We start from the raw sequence: 18,240 nt of genomic DNA on the forward strand, positions 1-18,240 counted from the left end.
TGCGCTAGCGATCACTACGGCGCGGTCAGCGTCTCGTCCGTGAGTAGCGTCTGGGTAACGTGAAAGATTCTTCCGTCAAATAGGGGCAGGATCTCGTTGAGCTTTTCCCGCAAGACCCGCCTGATAGGTTGTGCAAACGCGTCCTTCATGATCTGAACCGAAGGATAGATTGTCTCGAAGGTCATATAGAGGGATGGGCCGCCGTCCTCGATCGTTTCCGCACGCAACATGCGCACGGATGTCGCGCCCGGAAACTGCTTCATAAGCGGCACAATTTCAGTGATCACGAATTGGTCGAAGCGGGCGCGGTGCTCTGGGCTGACCGAACCTTCGAGATAGGCGCAGCGAACAATCATCACTTATTTCCCAAATAGGCGGCAAGCGTCGGATGTACAGCAATTTCGACGCAAGTCGTCGGTTAGAAAAGAGCCCGACAAGTGGACAACATGCCCACGCATCGGGCGAAAGGCCTGCGAGCTTGGACTCTCGCAGGACGGCGGTCAGAAAATATGATTCATGCCGATGCTGAACGCGGAATTGCCCGCGGCCGGGTTGCCAACGTCATTCGCATTCCACACGCGGTAGAAGCCGGAGGACGCGGTGTTCGGCGCGTGATTCCAGATATGCGCGTAGGAAGTGTAGAGGCTGGTGCGCTTGGACAACTTGTGCACGTAGCCAAGGGCGAACTGCTGCGCATCGTTGTTGGCTGCGGTCCGGTCATTCTTGTAGATGTAGGACGTGACGATGCGGCCCGCGCCGATCGGAATCGAGGCGCCAATCAGGAGATCCTCCGACTTGAAGTTCGGCGTGCCAGGCACGATCGCGCCCCTGTTGAATACATAGTTGGCATAGCCCGTGAACCGCCCGAAATCGTACTTGGCGCCGAGAAAGACCTCACGCGCATTCTTGCCCGGCCCATTCGCGTCCTGAGCATCGGCATAGGCCACACGGCCCGAGAAATCCCCTTTTGTATAGCCCAGGGATGCGCCAAACTGACTGTTGGTCGCGACACTGCCAGCCACTTCTCCCAGGGCGTACGAGATCTCACCCTCCAAGCCGCCCAGCTTGCTCGGCAGGTTGTATTTGACGCCGTTGTCAAAGCGATTGCTCCCGCCGCGTCCGCCCGCCGAAATCAGGTTGGCGGACGTGCCGGCCAGGCCGGTCACAAAGGGATCGTACTCGACCTGCGCCAACGCCAGCGTCGTGTATTGGCGCCCGAGCGTCAGGCGCCCGACATTGCCATCCAGCCCCACGTATGCCTGACGGCCGAAGAGCAAGCCGCCCTGACCTGATGCGCCGGTATCCATCAGCACACCGGCCTCCAATGTAAAGAACGCAGCCGTGCCACCGCCGAGGTCCTCACGTCCGCGCATGCCGAAGCGCGAGCCGGACATCATGCCGCTGGTCACCTTGGTGACAGTACCCGCGGCCGCGCCGCTTTCGTGAACGACGCCCATATCGGCGACGCCATACAGATTGATGCCGGAAGACTGGGCCATGGCTTGGGTTGCCATGCCCCCTGCACCGACTGCGCCCAGCGCAAGGATCGCCGTCAAAGCTCGTTTCATTCAGAACCTCCAACCATTTGTCTTGTTTTGTTGAATTGCGCGGACGGGGGCGGCACCACGACACCGGAAATGCTCCGCAACAGCCGGCAGCATGGCCCGCATTGAAATTTCATAAGAAATGTATGTGGTGGACATCTATATAAATTCGTCACGCAGGCATGCGCGTACCGCCGCGTTGACGTGGTCAGTGCGGCTACCCGCGAGAGATAGCGAAGATCAGTCGGCCTGGATGCCGAACTCCTTGACCAGCCTGGCGTAGCGCCCGTAGTCGTTGGAGATCAGCTTGCCAAGCGTGGCAGGATCACCGGCCGTGGGTGTCACGGCAATGGCAGCCATCTTGGCGACCACGTCCGGCATGCTCAGAATTTCATTGCAGTGGGCGTTGAGCACGCGCACCAGTTCGGGATCCATGCCCTTGGGGCCCAGCACCGCTTGCCACGCCCCGACTACGGCGTCCTTGTAGCCCAGCTCTGCCAGGGTGGGTACATTGGGCGCGAACGGCGAGCGCTTGTCGTCTGCCACGGCCAACGGCATCAGCTTGCCAGTCGGGAAATACTGTGAAACCGGACCGAGCGTCGAGTACATCATGGGCACCTGCCCGCCAAGCAGGTCCACCACAGCAGGTGCGCTGCCACGATATGGCACCTGTGCGATCTTCACGCCTGCCGACTTGTTGAACAGCTCGCCCAGGATATGCATGGGTGAACCACTGCCGGGGCTTGCGTACATGGCAAGCTTGCCTGCCTTGGCCTGGGCCACCAGTTCGTCCATCTTGCGAACGCCCGCCTCCTTGTTGACGATGACAAACAGCGATTGCGTGCCGACCCTGGCAATCGGCGTCAGATCCTTTTGCGGGTCATAGGTAGCGCCGGTTCCGGTTTTCAGCACCAACGGGGAGATGGCCATCGTGTTGGGCGCAAACAGCAGTGTGTAGCCGTCGGGCTGGGCCCTGGCAACAAACGCGGTCCCGATGGTCCCACCTGCGCCAGTACGGTTCTCGACGACCACCGGCTGCTTGAGCCGGGCGGTTAGCTTCTCAGCGAACAGCCGCGCCAGGACATCGGTGTCGCCGCCGGCCGGGTAGGCCACGACCAGCGTGACCGTCTTGGTCGGGTAGCTGCCCTGAGCCCAGGAGGCACCGGCAATCAGGGCGGTAGCGACCGCCGCAAGAGCCGTCAGTACTTTGCGCCTTGCAAAAATCATCATCACAAACCTCTGGAAAGTATCCGCAACACTGCACTTCGATGGCGTGGGCGCCCGGCGATTGGGAAATACGCCTCTGGCCCTCCCTGTCGCTCACATTTCATATATGAAACAATGTTTTAAATGTGACGACATGGAAATTATAAATTCGGCCTTTGCAAAGAAATGTACTCGTTAACCCTCGAATTTGCGGCATCGGGAAAAATTTCGATACTTATCAGTAATTTATGGAAAGACAGGTTTGCTACAATTCACATCTGACTACGGCACAAGTGCCGGGCCACGCTGACTCACGCCAAACTGCTTACACGCGGATGAACGATTCCCTGCGCAAGATCCCGCTTTCCGACGCCATACCGGCGCAAACCATTTCGGAAAGGGCCTACCACCTGGTTCGTGCCGACATCATTGCCGGCAGCCTCGCACCCGGCGAGAAGCTTCGCCTGCAGGCGCTGCAGCAACGCTATGAACTAGGCGTTAGCCCGATTCGGGAGGCATTGATGCTGCTGTGTGGCGAGGGATTGGTAAGCAATGAAGGGCAACGCGGGTTCAGTGTTTCGCCATTGTCGAAGCGCGACTTGCTCGACTTGATGAAGGCGCGCATCGCCATCGAGGTGCTACTGCTGGATGACGCCATTGCGCACGGCGACGACGACTGGGGCGCCAACATTATGGCGGCCTACTACAAGCTGACAAAGGCACGCCTGCCGACTGACCGGGCAGACACGGCAACCGTGGAGCTGTGGGAAACTGCGCACAAACGCTTTCACAGCGCACTGACGGCTGCCGCAAGCTCGAAGTGGCTGCAGCGCATCGATGAACAACTGGTCGACCATTCCGAGCGCTACCGCCGTATCCGCCTGGCCTATCCAAGCTCGACCAAGGAGCTGGCCCACGATGTCCTGCAAGAGCACCTGGATCTCATGGAAGCCGTGCTTGCGCGTGATGCAAAGAAGGCGGGCGACCTGCTGCGTCAGCACCTCATGCGCACTGCAGACGCGTTGAGCAGCCGCTTCGCTGAGTGAGCACTGTGCGCGAAGAACGGCGTCATGCTCCCCCCGCTTGCGGGGGCAGCGCGACGTAGGCTACGATTTCGATCTGCATGCCAGGCACCACCAGCGCCTTGGCGATCACGGTGGAGCGGTTCGGATAGGGTACCGGGATCATTTCGCGGTACACAGCATCGACGATTGGCACATGGTCGACATCCAGCAAGGTCACGAGAATCTGTGCGACGCAGGACAAGTCCGCTCCGGCCGCCTCGACCGCCTTTCGGAGGTTACTGAAGGTCAGTCGTGCCTGCTGAGCGATGTTGCCAGTGTCGACGGTGCCGTCTTCGCGTACTGGGCCATGCGCTGTAAAAAGCACGCCCGAAGCCGCGATCGCCCAGGAGAAGGGCTGGCGGGGCACAGGCAGGCCGGTTTCGATTACCGTTTTCATCGCGAGGTCTCCTGGACCAACGAGGCCAGCCGCGCGAACCACGGATGCCTGCAATCCTTCATAGCCGTATGGGTGAGGAAGTGGTCTTCGCCCTCGTGTACGTGAAACTGGGCGGCGACCGGCTGACAAGCCAGCAAGGCGTGAAGGCGCTGGTTGGAGCGAATCACCCGTTCGCTGTCCTGCTCGCCGTAGGAAAGCACCATTGGTACCCGGTTTTCCGTCGCCCAGCACAGCGGGCTCATCACAGCGTCCTGCTCCGGGCCTTCCAGCAGCATGGAGTACACGCGCTCCTCCAGGCTGCCAGGCGCTGGATCTGGATGATGCAGATCCATGATGCCGCTGATCGGCAGGCAACCGCGCACCGCATCGCCGATGCCACCTGCCGATAGCCTGCGTGCGCGCAATGCCGTCATTGCCGCAATGGAGCCGCCTGCGGAATGACCCGCCAGATATAGCCGGGCAGGGTCGCCGCCATCCCCCGCGATCGTGTTCTGAAGGTGGCCAAGCAAGGCCATCGCATCGTTGTAGGCGGCAGGCAGGCGGTTGGACGGTGCCAGCCGGTAGGTCGGTGCTACCAACACCATGCCCAGGGCCAACACCTTGGGCGCCAGGAACGATACATACTCTTTGTACCCATTGGTCCAGCCCCCGCCATGCCAGAACACGAGCACGGGCGCACTAAAAGTCCCGCTCGTCGTGAACACGTCATAACGATGCTGAGGATCGGGACCGTACATCAGGTCGCGCCTGGCAATTACATGTTCGGGCAGTGCGTCGGCCCATGCCAGCACGGTACGCTCGTATGCGATTGCTGCGATCGACGGCAACGGCAATTGCGCGGGCGGCGCGGCTTCAAACTTAACTTTTGCGGTATTCAAGCTGTCTCCTATCAATTCCTTGTATGACAGGCGTGCAGAGCATACGTCCGCCTGTCTCGCCCCCAATCTTCGGGCGGAATGCAAATCCTGACGCTGTCAGTTGGTATGCGTGCCGCTTTCCCGATCCCTTGGCGTGGCGTAGGGCAACAATGCCGCGAGCAAGGCTGCCATCGCTACCCCCGCCGCCAGGCAGAAAAGCGCCACCGAAAAATCTGGCGACCGGCTGCGCGCGACACCCACCAGCCATGGGGCGAAGAACCCCGCAAGTCCGCTAATGCTGTTGATTAGCGCCATACCGCCAGCGGCTCCCGGCCCCGCAAGGAACGTCGGCGGGATCGTCCAGAACACACTGAGCGAGCCCACAATGCCCGCCGCCGCCACACAAATGAATGCGAACGACACGAGTGGCATGCCCCAGGTCACGCCGCCGCCCACGAGGCCCACCGCGCCGGCGACCAGTGCCACAGTCAAGTGCCAGCGACGCTCCATCGTGCGATCTGAATGTCGGGCGTTGCAGAGCATCGCTGCAGCCCCAAGCACGAACGGAATCGCGCTCACAAAACCGATCTCAATGATCGAGAGTTGGCTCATTTGTTTGATAACCTGAGGCAGCCACGTGGAGATGCCAAAGAATCCGATACCGATGCAGAAATACAGCAAGCCCATGAGCCAGACCATTGGCGCAAGCATCGCCTTGCGAAAGCTTGCAGTACCGGTTTGTGCTGCCTCGCTTTGCTCGCGCTCCATGGTGCCGACTAGCCAATTGCGCTGCGCGGTCGTGAGCCATGGCGCGTCAGCAGGCTTGTTGACCAGCACGAACCAGGCAACTACGCCCAGTGCCACGGCGGGCACGCCCTCGATCACCATCATCCAGCGCCAGCCCGAGAATCCGCCAGCCTCGTGGAAGCGCGAGATCAACAGCGCCGAAAGCGGACCCCCGATGATCAGCGACACGATGTTGGCCGAGTACACTTGGCTGATGGCACGCCCAAGATGCTGTTTTGGGAACCACAGCGAGAGGTAATACAGCACCGACGGAAAGAAACCTGCCTCGACCACACCGAGCAGCAACCGCGCCATATAGAGTTGCTGTGGTGTCTGAACGAACGCTGTACCCGCAGACACAAGCCCCCATGTAAACATGATGCGGGCCAGCCATGCCCTCGCACCGAAGCGGTGCATCATCATGTTGCTCGGCACCTCGAAGCCGATGTAGCCCAGATAGAAAATTCCGGCTGCAAAGCCGAACATTTCCGGCCCCATCCCCAACTCCTGATTCATCTGCAACGCAGCGAACCCGATGTTCGCCCGGTCGAGGTAGTTAACGAACCACCCGACAAAAATTAGCGGCACCAGCCGCCACGTGATCCGCGATATCGTCTCGCGCTCAACGGTGCTCTCGCGCACGACGCCGGCCGACGCTGTGCCTGCTTCCAAAAGTCCCATGACGTGTCCATCCTATGAGTCTCAAAATGCATCGCAAATGCTGAGCGGCTGTGCGCTCCTGCGCCCGGCGTCTGCGGCAATACCGTCTGAATCGGCTTGGTCGCAGTGTGCTTGGCCCATTCGCTGAGAGCGGCGCTCGATATGTCGTGTACGACGCATTCAAGTACTGCGGGACAGCTCTTACCCACACCTGCATCGCGTAATGTACAAATACAAATGATCTAAGTCAATGCAAATCACATCAAAATTTATAAATTAAAATGTATCTTACATCAAGCAGCCCGCAGGATCGCAACTAAACCAATCAACGTATTCGCTTTGTTGGTCATGCGGTTGCCGAACGCTGCCGCCAAATCGTCCTGGCACTCGCGGCGCAATCCGAGATGCGCAGCGATCGAAACATAGGTAACAAGGACTGAGGAAAACCATGGGTGCCAGCCTGTTCGACTTGCATATCGCCCAGATCTGTCCGGCGGAATACGACACGCTGCGCGAGGTCAACGCGCGCTATCGCGCGCTGGCCGTGCGTTTTCTCGACGGCGATGCGGCCGTGACTGAGGCCGACTGCCTGGCGGCCAAGGACGACGCGGACCGCGCCGAGACGGCTGCCCGCATGGCCTTGCAGCTCGCGTTCAAGGGAGATCCAATTTAAGGATGCGAAAACCATGCGACACGGTCGAGGAGATCCGTGCTCAACAAAAATCTCGGCTACCGGTCTGCAGATGGCCCAGGAGCGGTGACAGGTCGACCACGTGCTGGGCCACGAGATGCCGAACCTCGCCCTCACACTGCCATTGTCCGTAGATTCCGACCAGCGTGGCGCCGAGCACCTCCTTGCGGAAGGCCTCCAGCACGCTCGCCAGATGATCACGTTGGCCGAGACGTCGATGAGCACCGAAGCCTCTTCCGCTTCCACGACGTTGGGCGAGAACTGGAGCAACGCCATGGCCACCGCGCGCAGGGCCTCAGCTTCCTTCGCTGGTGCACGGTCGTAGAGCAGCGTCTGCGGCGCCATCGTCAGCACGCCGCCGCGCCGCATCTGCAGGCGAACGCCAGCCTGCGTCGCGGTGCACGACGCGGTGTGCACCCGTTCCCTCTCCAGCACGGCCGCCGGCAGCTCAATGGACCAGCTCGGTCGGAACACTTCGAGCGGGAGAGACGACAGGCACAAGCAGATCCAGAGGCGCAACATGGCGGTGAAGCAGAATCGGCGACGGCGTCAGCGGGACCAGCAAAGGCCGGTCCTGCTGCGGGCCGCGCCGCTTGATGAAGGTGAGTTCGACGCCGCCGCCGGCCGGCGCGATGCCGATGCGCCGCGGCGCCGGCGAGGCGTCACGCGTGCAGGCCAGCGGGCGGATCAGGCAGAACAGCGTCTCGCCCGACTGCGCCGCCAGATGCAGCCAGCGCAAGGCGTCATCGCGGATGTGCTGCTGCCAGAACAGCAAGGCGCCGCAGGTACCGGCGCGGAGCAGCTACTCGGTGGCCCAGAACGCATCCGCCGTGCGCGGGCCACGGATTCAGAGCAACTGCTCGGGCGGCACGCCCCAGTTGGCGAGGGCCAGGGCCTGTGGTGCGTGCGGCGGCTGGACCAGGGCGATTGGCCGCTTGGCGACGGCCAGCAGCGCCGGGCGCAGCAGGCGCAACTCGCCCACCCCGGTTTGCTGGATGAGGAATTCGACCAGCGTCCCGGTTGGCCAGCCCCCGCCCGGTAACTCAGCCGCGAGAGCCGGATAGCCTGTGGCCACGGTGCGGCCAGCTACCCGCGCCAGCTGGGAGGCGCGCCAGAGGGCGGGATGAATGGTGACAAGGTCGGGCGCGGCCATGGTTGGGTGTTCAGAAGCTAAAATCCAGTTTACTGTATATTTATACAGTGGTCGGGAAAATTCTGACACAAAGCCAAAATATGGTCTATTGATATCTTTTGATGCGAGCACCCGGGGTGGATCTCGCTGACATTGAGGACGAAAGATGAGTGATGAAGAGTTCGCCCGGGCGCGCGAGTTGGGAGATGTGGTTGCCGTCGGTGCGCTTCGCCCGGCAGTGGGTGACCTGGTGGCAGTGCGCAGTCGCGTCGACGCGACGGTGGAGTTCGATCTGCGCTTGACGACCGGGGCGGCGGCATCGGGTGTGTGGAAAGCCGTTGTGTTCGGCATTTCTCGTGACGGCAGTCCGATGGCCATATTTGGCGACGTAGCCCTCGATGACGAGGTCGAGATTGCCCTGGGCCATATCGTCTCGGTGCTAAAGAGCACTCCCGCACCGTGATCTGGCCCAGGTCAGTTGCGGGCAAGTGATGTCACTCCGGTGCCGGGCCGAAGGCGTCTGCTTCGAGATCGTCCTCGAACTTCACCGACCAGCACTTGCCTTGCCCGTTGGCGTACTGCAGAGACACGCCAGTCTCGGGTCGTAGGATGCTGACCATGCGTAGCCACACTCTGCCCGGCGATCCTGCACGTGAAAATCCGCCGCAATGAATCCGTGTCGTCGGCACGCGGCAGCGAAAGCCTTGCGCTCAGACGACGGAAAGGCGCCTAGATTTGCCATGGGGTGACCCTCGCGAGTTGCCAATACGTGCGGCGTCTCTGACCATAAATGTAGCGCGGAGACTTGGTGCCGGCCGAAGCGCCAGCCTAGGGCAACCCGTTGGCAAACGCAACACAACTCGCAGTTAGCTCCCTGTGTCTTGTTGATAAAGTCCGAATTCGGCGAGCGGCGTCCTGGTGCGAACAATAGAGTGCGATGTCGAACTCGCGATCAACCAGGAGAAACACATGCCGGGTAGCACTGTCACCAAGACCTACGGGACCGTTTCAGCCGAAAGGCAAAAGGAGATGAGCGGCCTAGAATTTGTAAAGGGACTTGCCCAAGGAAGTCTGCCTCACAACACGATCGCCCAAACCTTGGGATACGACATCACCGAGGTGGACCCCGGGCGCGTTGTGGTTACTGCAGCGCCAGCAGACTGCCACCTCAATCCGGCTGGAACAGTGCATGGTGGTCTCGCAGCCACATTGCTCGACAGTTGCATGGGGCTCGCGATCCAATCGACGTTGGAGAAAGGTTTTGGCTCAACTACCCTCGAATTCAAGATTTCGTTCATCCGGCCGATCACGCCAGAGACCGGTCCGATCAAGGCGGAGGGGACCGTGATCAACTGCGGACGCCGGGTTGGCGTCGCGGAGGGGCGTGTCACTGACGGCGATGGGCGCTTGCTGGTCCACGGGACAACCACGTGTCTAATCCTCGAGAGGTGACAACGCATGAGAGGTCCGAACGGATGCACGGATGTGTACGCCGAGCAGCGAGGCCTGGAACAAATGCTGCACAATACCTACAACCCCCCGTTGAATATGATTAACCCGATCAGTCCGACGAATAGAAAATTGGACACTTACATGGATGCAGCGCGGGACTACTTGCAGCGGACAGGTCAATGAAAAAGTTACCATACAAAGAAGGTGATATTTTCGCAGTTTCTCTTCGTGGAGGAGGATTCGCCTTGGGAGTTGTCGCAAGAGCGCCGAAGCAAGGAAGAGTTTTATTTGGTTATTTTTTCCCGAAATTTTATGAAAGTGTACCGATTAAAAGCGAATTGCCTGAGTTTAGGCCGCAGGATGCTATTAAAATCGTGAGATTTGGCGATCTATCCTTAATGAACGGAGATTGGCCGATTATTTCAGCTGTCGCGAATTGGGAACGAGAGAAATGGCCAGTGACGAAGTTTATCAGGCAAGATCCGCTTTCTAAGAAGGCTTGGCTGGTTTCCTATGCAGACACTGATCCCAGTGTTGAGATTGGCGAGGAGAGCTGCGAACCCGGCATTTTTGGATACGAAAGGGCCTCCATTTTGGGCGCCGGGGCAGTCGAATTATTGTTAACGAAGATATTTCGGGCAGCATAGTAATCGAATGGATAGAACGAAGTTATAATAGAAAGGATCACAGAGATAAATCGATGCGCCTATAGAAATTACAACCGAATTCAGCATGTGGTTTTGGATTTCGCGCAAATGACCTGACGATCGCATAGGTTCATCCGTCGGGATATGGATCCTTATCGCATTCCGCTGGCAGTTTGTGTCTTTGACGGAGAGATCGCGTTGGAGTGGGCAGGCGAGCATGGGTTGAATTCACCTGGCAATTTCGCGCTCGCGGCGCAGCGCCTTCGGCTCACGCGGTCGGCTGTGGGCAAAAGCGTGGCGCGGCTGGAGGAGCGCCTGGGCACGCGGCTATTCCAGCGTACGACGCGCAGCCAAAGCCTCACCGGACGGCCAGGCCTATTACGAGCGCTGCCGCCGCGCGCTGGCCGAACTCGACGCGGCCGATGCGGCGGTCGAGGCCGGCCGCCAGACACCCATCGGGCGCGTGCGCATGACCATGCCGGAGCTGATCGGCCGGGCGCGGGTGGCGCCGCTGCTACTCGAGCTGGGGCAGCGGCATCCGCAGTTGGCCTTTGACGTGTCCTTCAGCGATCGCCGCATCGATATCGTGGAGGAGGGCATTGACCTTGCCGTGCGCAGTGGCTCGCTCGGGAACATTCCGGTGCTGACGGCCCGGCTGCTGGGGTACCAGTGGATGGGTGTGTATGCGTCGCCGACCTACTTGGCGGCACATCGCCGACCCGCCGACTTGGAGGCGCTGATGGCAGATTCGGCGGCACACAGTTTTGTCGGCTACGCACGTGACACCGGACCGACTCCCTGGCAGTTCCACGACTCCGCGGGGCGGGTGATCGACTTCGTGGCACCCATGCGCTTCGACTTTAGCTGCAACAGCCTGGAAGTCACTGCGATGGCCGCGATTCAGGGCGTTGGCATGGCCCGCTTGCCGGCCTGGCTGGCGGCCGATGCGCTGGCCGACGGTCGGCTGCTGCAGGTGTTCGAGGAGTCGCGGCCCTTCGGCTATGCATTGAATGCGGTTTGGCCGCATGCGCGCGCGCTGCCGCTGAAGACGCGCGTCGTGATCGACCTGCTTCAGCACCTCTGCAAAGGGGGGCGAGATTGTCTTGCGCAGCGCTCGCTCAGGTCCCGGATCGCATCGCCCACCGAACGCTCGGGGGTTGGACATCCGATCGCCGCCGACATCGACTTGCAGCGCGGCAAACGCCGGCGATACTTAGCACTATCGACCAAGTCAGCCGCCTTCAAACGTTCCCGTGACAAACACCAGGCCCCTACAGCTTGAAGCCAACGCGCCCTCGCCGCCACGCTGGATGGCACATCCGGTGCCCTTATGGCACTTGCACACGCGGGCTACCGCCAATGGACAAAGACCCGGCACCGGGCAGACGGCCGTCATGACGGCGATTGCGATGCTGGCCGGGGGCGGTATCGCGTCTGCCTTGGGACAAAATCCCAATGCAGCGGCTGCGACTGCGCAAAATGAGGCGCTGAACAACAGTGGTGCGCACTGGAGGGGTTCTGCTTGATCCCCCGCCGATGCCGATGCCGATGCTGCTGGCGCTGTAGTGGGCGTGGTTCTGGATGTCGCTGACGGTCAGGGGCGACCTACTTTCTTGTCTCGCCAAGAAAGTAGGCAAAGAAGGCGACCCGGATGCGGCTAAAGACACCTCGTCGGCAAGCCCTAAGCTCCGCCTGAATCCATCCCGCCTGGCGCAGCCGCCTGCACGGACACCCCCGGCGGCATGGCTTGCCGCCGTATCTCATCCAAGAAGATCTCCAGCAGACGCTGCGCGCTTGGCGACAGCGATCTCAGTGGCCGCGTGATCACGCAGATCTCGCGCGATAACCGTGGCTCGTGCAGTTCCCTGAAAACCAGGTCGGGGTATTCGCGTCCTTTGTTCGCCAGCGCAGGCAGCACCGAGTATTGCTTGCCCATGCTGAGCATGGCGAACAGGGAACTGGTGCTTTCCACTTCATCGTGCTGGCCGCCGAGCACGGGCCAGTTGCCGGCGTGGCTGCGCAAGAAGTGGCCGATGCCGGTGTCCGCGCTGAAGCCGATGTATCGCTCGGGCGTCAGGTCGGCCCAGCACACGGGGCGCTGCAGTTGCGCCAGCGGCAGGTCGTGGTGGCAGACCACGCCGTAGGAGTCTGAGACCAAGGGCGTGTAGTCCAGGCCTTCGTGGCCCTGGTATTTGCTGTCGATGGCGAAATCCACTTCGCCTTCGAGCACCAGCCGCTCGGCTTGCCGGGCGGCGGGGTTGCGCAGGGAGATGGTGATGCCGGGATAGCTCTCGCGGAACCTGGGGATGGCGCGGACCAGGAAGTGGTTGATGACCGAGGCGGCGGCGACGATGCGGATATGGCCGCGGTTGCCCTGGGACAGCGCCATCAGGTCGTAGACCGAGCTGTCGAAGCCGTTGACCACTTTTTCCGCCTCGGCCCGGAAGCGCTCGGCGTGCTCGGTCAGGGCCACGCGGCGGGTGGTGCGATCGAACATCTTCAGGTCTACGGCTTCTTCCAGTTGCTGGATGGTGGCAGTGAGCGCCGATTGCGTCATGCACAGGCGCAGCGCCGCAGCGGTGAAGGAGCCGGAGTCGGCGACGGCGAGAAAGCAGCGCAGCTGCTTGAGGGTGACGTTGTGGCGCATGGGGGAGGGCCGGGAGCGAGGCTTCGGCTATTTTTCTGAGTTTCGTAATAATCGGTCAGTAGAATTCGTTTGTCCAGATTAATCAAGGTCCATAGAATCTGCTTTCAACCACGGCGCCGTACTGCGTGGCGATGGATGCAAAGAGCCAATTTTTCCCCCACAGGACCCCGAAGATGAAGAGCTTGATCCGCCTTGGCGCAGTACTGCTTGCTGCCATGCCATGCCTGTCCCATGCCGCCGACGCGCCCACCAGGCCCGCCGCGGACGATGGCTATCCCAACAAGGCGGTGCGCATCGTGGTGCCGTTCGCGGCCGGCGGCTCCACCGACGTGGTGGCGCGCATCATCGCCGACAAGCTCTCCCAGCAGTTCAAGCAGCCGTTCCTGGTCGACAACCGGGCCGGCGCCAGCGGCAATATCGGCGCGGAGCTGGTGGCCAAGTCGCCGGCCGATGGCTACACGCTGCTGATGGGTGCCACCGGCGTGCTGTCGATCAACGATCATCTGTACAGCCGCATGGGCTACAACGTGGCCAAGGATTTCGTGCCGGTGAGTTACGTCACGCAGAACGCGAACATCCTGGTGGTATCGCCGAGCCTGCCGGTGACTACCGTGCCGGAACTGGTGGCGCTTGCCAAGAGCAAGCCGGGCTCGCTAAGCTTTGCCTCGTCAGGGTCCGGCAGCTCCACGCACTTGTCGGGCGAGCTGTTCAAGGCCATGGCCGGCGTGGACATCCTGCACGTGCCCTACAAGGGCAGCTCCTCCGCGCTGACCGACCTGCTTGGCGGGCAGGTGACGATATTGTTCGATAACGCGCCGTCCTCCATCGGCTTTGTGCAGCAGGGCAAGCTGCGCGCGCTGGCGGTGACCAGCCGCAAGCGCCTGCCCGGCCTGCCCAACGTGCCGACGTTGGACGAGGCCGGGCTGAGGGGCTATGAGTCGCTGTCGTGGAGTGGGGTGGTGGCGCCGTCGGCAACGCCGCGGTCGATCGTGCTCAAGCTCAACCGCGCGATCGACCGCATCCTGGCGACCGAAGAGGTCAAGGAAAAGCTGTTGCAGCTCGGAGTGGAGCCCGTGGGTGGCTCGCCCGAGGTGTTCGCGCGGCTGATCACGTCGGAGCACGAGAAGTGGGGGAAGGTCGTCAAGAGCGCCAACCTCAAGCTGAACTGATCCGGTGCTGGCGATGAACGCAATGGATACCCGGGGCGCCGGCAGGACGCTGGCGGAGAAACTGCTTTCCCGCGCCGCCGGCCGCGACCTGCGCGCCGGCGACCTGGCGATCTGCGAGCCGGATGCCACCATGGGCACGGATGGCTCGATCCCCATGGCGCTGGACTACCTGCGGCAGATGCAGCCGCAGGGCGCTGCCCTGCCGGGCCCGGCCCGGCCCGAGCGCGTGGTCTTTGCGCTGGACCACTACGGCGCCAGCTCTGGCGCGCGCGCGCTGGCCTTGCAGGACATTGCGCGGGACTATGCGCTGGCGCATGGCGTTGGCGTGTTCGAGGTGGGCGAGGGCATCGGTCACCAGCTCATGCTGGAGCGCGGCCGGGCCCTGCCCGGCCACCTCGTGGTGGGGGCCGACTCGCATGCCGTCACCTATGGCGCGCTCAACGCGTTCGGCACCGGCATCGGCTCGTCGGACCTGGCCGGCGTCCTGCAGTGCAACCAGCTCTGGCTCAAGGTGCCAGGCTCGCTGCGTATCCGCCTGCATGGCGCCTTACCGGCCTACGCGTCGGCCAAGGATCTGGCGCTGGCCATGGCGCGCCGCATCGGCGCGGGCGGCGCGAACTATCTCGCGCTGGAGTTCGACGGGCCCGGCCTTGCCGCGCTCGATATGGACGATCGCATCGTGCTGGCCAATATGTCGGTGGAGATGGGGGCCAAGGCAGGCCTGTTCCCGTTCGACGATCGCACGGCCGCGTACCTTGCCGGGCGTACCGCACAAGCCTTCGCGCCAGTGGCGGCGGATGAGGATGCCACTTATGTCGACACGCTGGATTTCGACCTGTCGGCCATCACGCCGCAGGTAGCGCTGCCGCACCGCGTGGACGACGTGCTCGACCTGGCACAGGCGCCGGCCACCAGGATCGACATGGTCTACCTCGGCACCTGCACCGGCGGGCGCAGCAAGGATTACCGCGAGGCGCTCGACATACTGCGCGCGGGCGGTGGTGTGGCGCCCGGCGTTCGGCTGGTGGTGACACCGGCATCCGAAGCGGTGCGCGCCGAGCTGGAGAACGATGGCCTGCTGGCGGAGTTCGCGGCCTTCGGCGCGCAGATCCAGCAGCCAGGCTGCGGCGCCTGCTGCGGCACCTGCGGCAGCATTCCCACCGATGGCATGCGCGTGATCTCCACCGCCAACCGAAATTTCAAGGGCCGCATGGGCAATCGCACATCGGAGATTTTCCTGGCCTCGCCGCGCGCCTGCGCCAGCGCGGCCGTCACCGGCCACCTGGTCGATCCGCGCGAGGTGGCGCAATGACCTTGCAGCAAGCCGAAGCCAATGGTGAAACAAGCGCCTCGACCAGCGCCGCATCAGTCATCCACGGCCGCGCCCGCCTGCTTGGCGACGACATCAACACCGATTACCTGATCGCCTCCAGCCGTAAGAAGGACAGCCTGGACCCGCAGGTACTGCGTCGCTACCTGCTGGAGGATGTCGATCCCGCCTTCGCCAGCAGCGTGGCGCATGGCGACATCCTGGTGGCCGGGCACAACTTCGGCTGCGGCTCCGCGATGGAGGTGGCGGTCACGGTGGTGCTCGCCGCGGGAATCCGCGTGGTGGTGGCGTGCAGCTTCGCGCGTACCTACTGGCGCAACGCCATCAACAACGGCCTGCTGCTGATCACCGCGGACACCGCCGCCATTGCCGAAGGCGACCCGCTGGCGCTGCGCCTGGATGGTGCTAGCGCCGAGCTGCTGGTGGGACCCGACGCCGAGGCGCCCGCCCGCCGCATTCTCTGCGAGCCCGTGCCGGACATCGTGCTGACCATCCGCGCCGCTGGCGGGCTCATTCCCTACCTGCGCCAGCATCGCAAGCTTGCCTAACCTTACCCAGGACAGCGCCAAACCATGACACTCATTGCAGCCCGCCTCAACCGGATCAAGCCGTCGCCCAGCTCGATGGCAGGGCAACGCGCGCGTGAACTCCGCGCCAGCGGCCGGGATATCGTCGGCCTCACCTCCGGCGAGCCGGATTTCGATACGCCGCAGAACGTCTGCGAAGCCGCCACCCGCGCCATGTCGGCGTCCAAGACCAAGTACACCGACGTCGGCGGCACGCCCGAGCTCAAGGCCGCCATCGCCGACAAGTTCCGCCGCGACAACGCCCTGGACTACGCGGCCAGCGAGATCATTGTCGGCACCGGCGGCAAGCAGATCATCTTCAACGCGCTGATGTGCACGGTGGACGTGGGCGACGAGGTCATTGTGCCAGCGCCGTACTGGGTGTCCTACCCCGACATCGTGCTGCTGGCCGATGGCACGCCGGTGTTCGTGGACTGCCCGCCGGAGAACGGCTTCAAGCTGCGCCCGGCGGACCTGGAGCGCGCCATCACGCCGCGCACGCGCTGGCTGGTGCTGAACGCGCCCAACAACCCGAGCGGCGCGGCCTACTCCCGCGCCGAGCTCAAGGCGCTGGCCGAGGTGCTGTTGCGGCATCCGCAGGTGTGGGTGATGACGGACGATATCTACGAGCACATCCTCTACGACGGCCGTGAGTTCTGCACCATCGCTCAGGTGGAGCCGGCGCTGAAGGCGCGCACGTTGACCATCAACGGCGTGTCCAAGGCCTACGCCATGACGGGCTGGCGCATCGGCTACGGCGGCGCCCCGGCCGCGCTGGTCAAGGCCATGGTCAAGCTGCAGTCGCAGAGCACCTCCAACCCGTCGTCCATCAGCCAGGCCGCCGCGCTGGAAGCCCTGAGCGGGCCGCAGGACTACATCGCCGAGCGCACGCGCATCTTCCAGGCGCGGCGCGACATGGTGGTGGCGGAACTCAACCACATCCCGGGCATCCAGTGCCACTCGCCCGAGGGCGCCTTCTATGTGTATCCTTCCTGCGCCGGCCTGATCGGCAAGCTGACGCCGGACGGCAAGCGGATCGAGACCGATGAAGACTTCGTGCTCTACCTGCTGGAGGCGCAGAACCTGGCCGTGCTGCAGGGCGGCGCGTACGGCGTGTCGCCGTTCTTCCGCATCTCCTTTGCCACCTCGGTTGCGCAACTGCAGGAAGGCCTCCGGCGGCTGCGCCTGGCGTGCGAGGCCTTGCGCTGACAACCTGCCCGCGAGCGCCGCGCCCGGACGCCCGCTTTTCACCCGATTTGGAGCTTCGCCATGACCAACGAATCCCAGCCACTGCAGTGGCCCCCCGGCTATCGCATCAACCCGCGCGCCGCGGGCCCGGCGGCCGATATCGTCGCGGCCTTCCGCGAGATGCCCGTGGCCGCCATCGGCGATGCAATGAGCCGTAACGTGGGCGCCGTCGGCCTGCGCCAGTACCACGTCCGGCTGGATACCGTGCTGTGCGGCCCGGCGGTGACCGTGCGCGTGCGGCCCGGCGACAACCTGATGATCCACAAGGCCCTGATGATGGTCGAAGCCGGCGACGTGCTGGTGATCGACGGCGGCGGCGACGTGACGCAGGCCCTGGTAGGCGGCCTGATGCGCACCACCTGCATCGCGCGCAGGCTCGCCGGCCTGGTGGTCGACGGCGCCGTGCGCGACCTGTGCGAGTGGGCGGCAGAGGGCATGCCGATCTTTGCCCGGGGGCATACGCATCGTGGCCCGAGCAAGGACGGCCCGGGCGAGATCAACGTGCCCGTTTCCTGCGCCGGGCTGGTGGTGATGCCAGGCGATCTGGTGGTGGGCGATGCCGATGGCGTGATCGCCGTGCCGGCGGCGGAGGCCGCCGAGGTGTTGCGCAAGACGCGCGCGCACCTGGAGAGGGAAGCAACGATCCGCGAAGGCAATCGCACCGGGACCACGGACCAGGAGCGCTTCGACGCGGTGCTGAGGGCCAAGGGCCTGCCGGTTTGAAGGCAGGAGGGCCGAGGCCCTTCGCCCCCTCCCTAATTCTACTGTGTCATAAATTAAACGGGCCATCCATTGATGCGCAACACGGGCAAAGCCCAAGGCTGCGCATCAGGTAAAAGCTAAG

The 18,240-nt window shown here is 62.8% G+C and carries 19 protein-coding genes and 2 pseudogenes; 12 read left to right on the forward strand and 9 right to left on the reverse strand.

Annotated elements, in window-relative coordinates:
- Positions 1–14 precede the first annotated feature (14 nt).
- The 3 genes from AC07XB_RS33825 to AC07XB_RS33835 all read right to left on the reverse strand — a co-directional run bounded on the left by AC07XB_RS33825 (position 15) and on the right by AC07XB_RS33835 (position 2,771).
- On the reverse strand, positions 15–359 hold the full coding sequence (locus AC07XB_RS33825; RefSeq protein ID WP_494752818.1) for an EthD domain-containing protein: 345 nt from the start codon (positions 357–359) through the stop codon (positions 15–17).
- A 141-nt stretch (positions 360–500) separates the two neighbouring features.
- Entirely contained in the window at positions 501–1,568 is a 1,068-nt protein-coding gene (locus AC07XB_RS33830) for a porin (RefSeq protein ID WP_492831622.1), read from the reverse strand.
- A gap of 216 nt (positions 1,569–1,784) precedes the next feature.
- Positions 1,785–2,771, reverse strand: coding sequence for a Bug family tripartite tricarboxylate transporter substrate binding protein (locus tag AC07XB_RS33835; RefSeq protein WP_492831682.1), 987 nt, complete (start codon positions 2,769–2,771; stop codon positions 1,785–1,787).
- A 314-nt stretch (positions 2,772–3,085) separates the two neighbouring features.
- Here AC07XB_RS33835 and AC07XB_RS33840 point away from each other — a divergent pair, with 314 nt between their 5' ends.
- Complete coding sequence (locus AC07XB_RS33840; protein ID WP_492831620.1) at positions 3,086–3,796, forward strand: FCD domain-containing protein; 711 nt, start codon at positions 3,086–3,088, stop codon at positions 3,794–3,796.
- 22 nt (positions 3,797–3,818) lie between these two features.
- On the opposite strand, the gene AC07XB_RS33845 is transcribed toward AC07XB_RS33840, so the two are convergent.
- The 3 genes from AC07XB_RS33845 to AC07XB_RS33855 form a co-directional block, all read right to left on the reverse strand.
- A complete protein-coding gene (locus AC07XB_RS33845; protein ID WP_492831618.1) occupies positions 3,819–4,211 on the reverse strand; it encodes a RidA family protein in 393 nt (130 codons plus the stop codon).
- Positions 4,208–5,089, reverse strand: a complete 882-nt coding sequence (locus tag AC07XB_RS33850) for an alpha/beta hydrolase (RefSeq protein ID WP_492831616.1) — start codon at positions 5,087–5,089, stop codon at positions 4,208–4,210. Before AC07XB_RS33850 ends, AC07XB_RS33845 begins: the two co-directional genes overlap by 4 nt.
- Positions 5,090–5,185: 96 nt before the next feature.
- Positions 5,186–6,535 carry an MFS transporter gene (locus AC07XB_RS33855; protein WP_492831614.1) on the reverse strand — a complete coding sequence of 450 codons (1,350 nt, stop codon included), beginning with the start codon at positions 6,533–6,535 and terminating at the stop codon, positions 5,186–5,188.
- Between the two features lie 427 nt (positions 6,536–6,962).
- Here AC07XB_RS33855 and AC07XB_RS33860 point away from each other — a divergent pair, with 427 nt between their 5' ends.
- The gene (locus AC07XB_RS33860) at positions 6,963–7,187 is read left to right on the forward strand and encodes a hypothetical protein (RefSeq protein WP_492831611.1); all 225 of its coding nucleotides are present in this window, start codon (positions 6,963–6,965) and stop codon (positions 7,185–7,187) included.
- Positions 7,188–7,227: 40 nt separating this feature from the next.
- Here the strand turns inward: AC07XB_RS33860 and AC07XB_RS33865 are convergent.
- Together AC07XB_RS33865 and imuA are read right to left on the reverse strand one after the other, a co-directional pair.
- Positions 7,228–7,415, reverse strand: a pseudogene (locus AC07XB_RS33865) (hypothetical protein); the annotation flags it as partial.
- Between the two features lie 238 nt (positions 7,416–7,653).
- Positions 7,654–8,358: pseudogene (gene imuA, locus AC07XB_RS33870) on the reverse strand (translesion DNA synthesis-associated protein ImuA).
- A 145-nt stretch (positions 8,359–8,503) separates the two neighbouring features.
- Here imuA and AC07XB_RS33875 point away from each other — a divergent pair.
- The 5 genes from AC07XB_RS33875 (at position 8,504) to AC07XB_RS33895 (ending at position 11,718) form a co-directional block, all read left to right on the forward strand.
- A complete protein-coding gene (locus AC07XB_RS33875; RefSeq protein WP_492831609.1) occupies positions 8,504–8,800 on the forward strand; it encodes a hypothetical protein in 297 nt (98 codons plus the stop codon).
- A 506-nt stretch (positions 8,801–9,306) separates the two neighbouring features.
- A complete protein-coding gene (locus tag AC07XB_RS33880) occupies positions 9,307–9,789 on the forward strand; it encodes a PaaI family thioesterase (RefSeq protein ID WP_492831607.1) in 483 nt (160 codons plus the stop codon).
- Positions 9,790–9,968: 179 nt separating this feature from the next.
- Positions 9,969–10,436, forward strand: a complete 468-nt coding sequence (locus tag AC07XB_RS33885) for an immunity 26/phosphotriesterase HocA family protein (RefSeq protein WP_492831605.1) — start codon at positions 9,969–9,971, stop codon at positions 10,434–10,436.
- A gap of 144 nt (positions 10,437–10,580) precedes the next feature.
- Complete coding sequence (locus AC07XB_RS33890) at positions 10,581–10,991, forward strand: helix-turn-helix domain-containing protein (RefSeq protein ID WP_492831603.1); 411 nt, start codon at positions 10,581–10,583, stop codon at positions 10,989–10,991.
- A complete protein-coding gene (locus AC07XB_RS33895; protein WP_492831601.1) occupies positions 10,906–11,718 on the forward strand; it encodes a LysR substrate-binding domain-containing protein in 813 nt (270 codons plus the stop codon). The genes AC07XB_RS33890 and AC07XB_RS33895 overlap by 86 nt, the downstream gene beginning before the upstream one ends.
- A 399-nt stretch (positions 11,719–12,117) precedes the next feature.
- Here AC07XB_RS33895 and AC07XB_RS33900 read toward each other — a convergent pair whose 3' ends face one another.
- Positions 12,118–13,083, reverse strand: a complete 966-nt coding sequence (locus tag AC07XB_RS33900) for a LysR family transcriptional regulator (RefSeq protein WP_492831599.1) — start codon at positions 13,081–13,083, stop codon at positions 12,118–12,120.
- A gap of 173 nt (positions 13,084–13,256) precedes the next feature.
- Between AC07XB_RS33900 and AC07XB_RS33905 the strand changes: the two genes are divergently transcribed.
- The 5 genes from AC07XB_RS33905 to AC07XB_RS33925 are packed head-to-tail and all read left to right on the forward strand — an operon-like array spanning position 13,257 to position 18,119.
- Positions 13,257–14,252 (forward strand): Bug family tripartite tricarboxylate transporter substrate binding protein, encoded by a 996-nt coding sequence (locus AC07XB_RS33905; RefSeq protein WP_492831597.1) that lies wholly within the window; start codon positions 13,257–13,259, stop codon positions 14,250–14,252.
- 13 nt (positions 14,253–14,265) lie between these two features.
- On the forward strand, positions 14,266–15,564 hold the full coding sequence (locus AC07XB_RS33910; RefSeq protein ID WP_492831596.1) for a 3-isopropylmalate dehydratase large subunit: 1,299 nt from the start codon (positions 14,266–14,268) through the stop codon (positions 15,562–15,564).
- Complete coding sequence (locus AC07XB_RS33915) at positions 15,561–16,130, forward strand: LeuD/DmdB family oxidoreductase small subunit (protein WP_492831595.1); 570 nt, start codon at positions 15,561–15,563, stop codon at positions 16,128–16,130. Before AC07XB_RS33910 ends, AC07XB_RS33915 begins: the two co-directional genes overlap by 4 nt.
- A 24-nt stretch (positions 16,131–16,154) precedes the next feature.
- Entirely contained in the window at positions 16,155–17,357 is a 1,203-nt protein-coding gene (locus tag AC07XB_RS33920) for a pyridoxal phosphate-dependent aminotransferase (protein WP_492831594.1), read from the forward strand.
- A 60-nt stretch (positions 17,358–17,417) separates the two neighbouring features.
- Positions 17,418–18,119 (forward strand): RraA family protein, encoded by a 702-nt coding sequence (locus tag AC07XB_RS33925; RefSeq protein ID WP_492831593.1) that lies wholly within the window; start codon positions 17,418–17,420, stop codon positions 18,117–18,119.
- Positions 18,120–18,240 lie beyond the last annotated feature (121 nt).

The organism is Cupriavidus sp. GW821-FHT02F09 (assembly GCF_059421605.1).